Source organism: Methyloceanibacter marginalis, from assembly GCF_001723295.1.
GTDB classification, from domain to species: Bacteria; Pseudomonadota; Alphaproteobacteria; order Rhizobiales; family Methyloligellaceae; genus Methyloceanibacter; species Methyloceanibacter marginalis.
Genome location: NZ_LPWD01000161.1, coordinates 1 through 3,163, shown reverse-complemented (window position 1 = coordinate 3,163; position 3,163 = coordinate 1). Strand labels below are relative to the sequence as shown.

General features: G+C 64.9%; 4 protein-coding genes and 1 pseudogene. 3 read left to right on the top strand and 2 right to left on the bottom strand.

All coding sequences use genetic code 11. From position 1 onward, the window contains the following. Window positions 1–359, top strand: a 359-nt coding sequence (locus AUC71_RS06745; RefSeq protein WP_069623657.1) for a response regulator, incomplete at its 5' end; no start/stop codon positions are given. Window positions 360–367: 8 nt separating this feature from the next. Here AUC71_RS06745 and AUC71_RS06740 read toward each other — a convergent pair. Then, window positions 368–574 carry a hypothetical protein gene (locus AUC71_RS06740; RefSeq protein WP_069623656.1) on the bottom strand — a complete coding sequence of 69 codons (207 nt, stop codon included), beginning with the start codon at window positions 572–574 and terminating at the stop codon, window positions 368–370. A 419-nt stretch (window positions 575–993) separates the two neighbouring features. On the opposite strand from AUC71_RS06740, the pseudogene hemA reads away from it, so the two are divergent. Then, a pseudogene (gene hemA / locus AUC71_RS06735) lies at window positions 994–2,224 on the top strand (5-aminolevulinate synthase). A gap of 3 nt (window positions 2,225–2,227) precedes the next feature. After that, window positions 2,228–2,536: a hypothetical protein gene (locus AUC71_RS06730; protein ID WP_141701510.1), complete on the top strand. Its 309-nt coding sequence runs from the start codon at window positions 2,228–2,230 to the stop codon at window positions 2,534–2,536. Between the two features lie 35 nt (window positions 2,537–2,571). Here AUC71_RS06730 and AUC71_RS19295 read toward each other — a convergent pair whose 3' ends face one another. Next, on the bottom strand, window positions 2,572–2,733 hold the full coding sequence (locus AUC71_RS19295; RefSeq protein ID WP_158007737.1) for a hypothetical protein: 162 nt from the start codon (window positions 2,731–2,733) through the stop codon (window positions 2,572–2,574). Window positions 2,734–3,163: the final 430 nt, after the last annotated feature.

The following is a 3,163-nucleotide window of genomic DNA, read 5'->3' as shown; positions in this document are numbered from 1 at the left end:
TGCGGGGCCTTCGCGTCCTCGTCGTCGAGGACGAGGCGCCGATCGCCCTCCAGCTCGAGGATATGCTGGTGGACTCCGACTGCGAGGTTGTCGGCCCGGCAAGCCGGGTGGCCCAGGCCCTCAAGCTCCTCGACGACGAGACCGTCGATGCCGCGGTGCTCGACCTCAACATCGCCGGCGACCTGGTCTATCCGGTCGCCGATGCCCTCGAAAAGCGGGGATTGCCCTATATTTTCGCGACCGGCTACGGGGCATCGGGCCTTACCGAGCCCTATCGGCGCCAGCGCGTGCTCCAGAAGCCCTTCTCCAGACGCGAGCTGCTTCAGGCCATGCAAGAGGCGGTCGAGGCCGCACGGTAGGAGGTCTGCTAGGCCGTGCCGCCGAGGCGCAGCGAGGCTTGAGGCACGTGGTTGAGCCGCAAGTCGTTGAGGTCGGCCGAGCGGCCCCCAACCGTGCCGGCCAGCGTAAGGCTCGCGCCTGCGAACGAGAGCACGAAAAGCGCCCCGCACAGCGCGCCGAGCAGAAAGCGCGGAGCCGAACTCCGGGCGTGGTCGTAAGGTCGATTGAGAAACATGTGACGCGAATTCCCCTGTTCGTGGGCCGACTTTGCGCGGCCGTCAGGCGAGAGGCGTAGCAGGGACTCCTTGTGTTTCCGTAAAATGGGCCTTGGGATCGGTGGCCGGCGCCGGGCAATGCCCCCGCGTGGTTAAAAAAGCGGGCAATTTGCCGCTTCCCGCCCGCGCTTGACCCAGGTCAAAGCCCGAGGGCTTTTATGACGGCTAATGCGACAATACATCTAACTTAGAATCGGTCTCGATCCTTGAGGCCGAGGCCGGGATAGGATACTTAGCTGGGCAAGGCCCTGTGCCATTTAGACTTTAAGCAAGTCGAACAAGAACTTGCGGCAAGCCGGGTGCCCAAAAGATATCCATTCTGTTCGGCCAATAGCTGGGTGGCTTTGGCGAACGCCAATGGTCTAGGGAACGGAGACAGATGGATTACGAGGACAGATTCCGCCAGCATCTTAAGTCGCTCCACCAAGAGGGGCGCTACCGCGTCTTCGCCGATCTGAAGCGCCGCTGCGGAGCTATCCGGCCGCCGACCACTACACGGAAGCGGGCACCCGCGACGTGACGGTGTGGTGCTCCAACGACTATCTCGGCATGAGCCAGCACCCCAAGGTGCGCGCCGCCATGCACGAGGCGATCGACGAGGTGGGGGCAGGCTCCGGCGGCACCCGCAACATCTCCGGCACCTCTCACTACCATGTGGAGCTTGAAGAAGAGCTGGCCGACCTCCACGGCAAGGAGGCGGCGCTGCTCTTCACGAGCGCCTACATCGCCAACGAATCGACCCTGTCGACGCTGACGCGGCTGATGCCGGGACTGGTGATCTTCTCCGACGCCAAGAATCACGCCTCGATGATCGAGGGCATTCGCCACGGCGGCGGCCCGAAGCACATCTTCCGCAACAACGACCTCGACCACCTCGAGGAACTGCTCAAGAAAGTGCCGCTCGACACGCCGAAGCTCATCGCGTTTGAGAGCGTCTACTCCATGGACGGCAATATCTCGTCCATCGGCTCGATCTGCGAGCTGGCCGAGAAATACAACGCGCTGACCTATCTCGACGAGGTGCACGCGGTGGGCCTCTACGGCCCGCGCGGCGGCGGCATCGCCGAGCTCGAAGGCGCCATGGACCGCGTCGACATCATCAACGGCACGCTTGCCAAGGGCTTCGGCGTCATGGGCGGCTACATCGCCGCGTCGAAGGCGTGCTGCGACGCAATCCGCTCTTACGCGCCGGGCTTCATCTTCACCACGTCCTTGGCGCCGGCCATCGCCGCGGGCGCGCTGGCCTCGATCCGCCATCTGAAGGTGAGTGAGCTCGAGCGCGCACGCCATCGCGAGCGGGTGCGCACCCTCAAAGGCCTGATGAAGCAAGCCGGCCTGCCGGTGATGGAGAACCCGAGCCACATCGTGCCGGTCATGGTCGGCGATCCGGTCCACTGCAAGGCGGTGACCGACACGCTCTTGACCCATTACGGCATCTACGTGCAGCCCATCAACTACCCGACCGTGCCGCGCGCACCGAGCGCATGCGCTTCACCCCCTCGCCGGTCCACACCGATCAGCAGATGGCAGCCCTCATCGCCGCCCTCGAAGAGCTGTGGGCCGCCTGCCCCGTCGGCAAGGGCGAATATGTGAGGCTTGCGGCGGAGTAGACCATGCCGCCTCGCACAAGCTTTGTCCGCGTTGCACTCATGCGCACCGGACTGATCCGGACTCTTGGCCGCTCCGCGATCCTTACCCTCACCCTTGCGATCCTGCCCGCGACCGTCTCCGCCCAGGACGAAGCCTCGCTCTGCCTCATCACGGCGGAGCGCGTCGATGCGGGCGAGACCCTGAGCGCGGCCGAGCGTGAAGAAGCGCATCAAGCCTGCCTCGCGGCGCTCGCGGCCACGGGCAGCGTCGTCCAGAAATATCAATTCCAAGAAGCGGATTTCGCCATCACCGGCACCCGTGCCGGGGACTAGGGCGCAGCCGGAACTGCGACTTAGCGCTTGCGGCGCTAGCGCTTGAGGATCCAGGCCGCCAGGAACGCCAGGGTCAGCACGCCGAGCAGGCACAGCAAGATGATGACGCCGATGGCGCCGAGAATACCCTTGAGCGTGCCCCAGAAGCCGAACGTGGCCACCAGCGCGGCGAGCAGCAAAAGCGTGATAATCGGCATCGATGCATCCCTTCGTCCGGTTCGTCTCCGCGCGCGGTCCCGCGATCAGGCTCGCCGGCGGCAGAGCAGGTGACTCAACGGCCGCCATGGTCGCAGAAACCGCCGGCATCCGAAAGACATTGGCGTGAGATCTTGTGAGCATCGCGCCTCGTCTGTGTCATGCGAGTTCTTCTCCTACCGGTCGGCTTCTCTTCGCCATCACTCTCCAACGTCGTCATGCCCGGACGTGTTCCGGGCATCCACTGACGCCTCGCGGCCCATTGCAGACTCCCTTTTGGATTGCCGGGACAAGCCCGGCAATGACGAGTCAGAGTAGCGGGCAGCACAAAGTTTCCCGCCGGGCGCGCCCGCGAGTGATGAGGGACTGCGCGGGGCACGCGGAAGGCCGCGATCCTGCTGCAGCTTAGGTGGGCGGCCCGTTTGCGCGCCC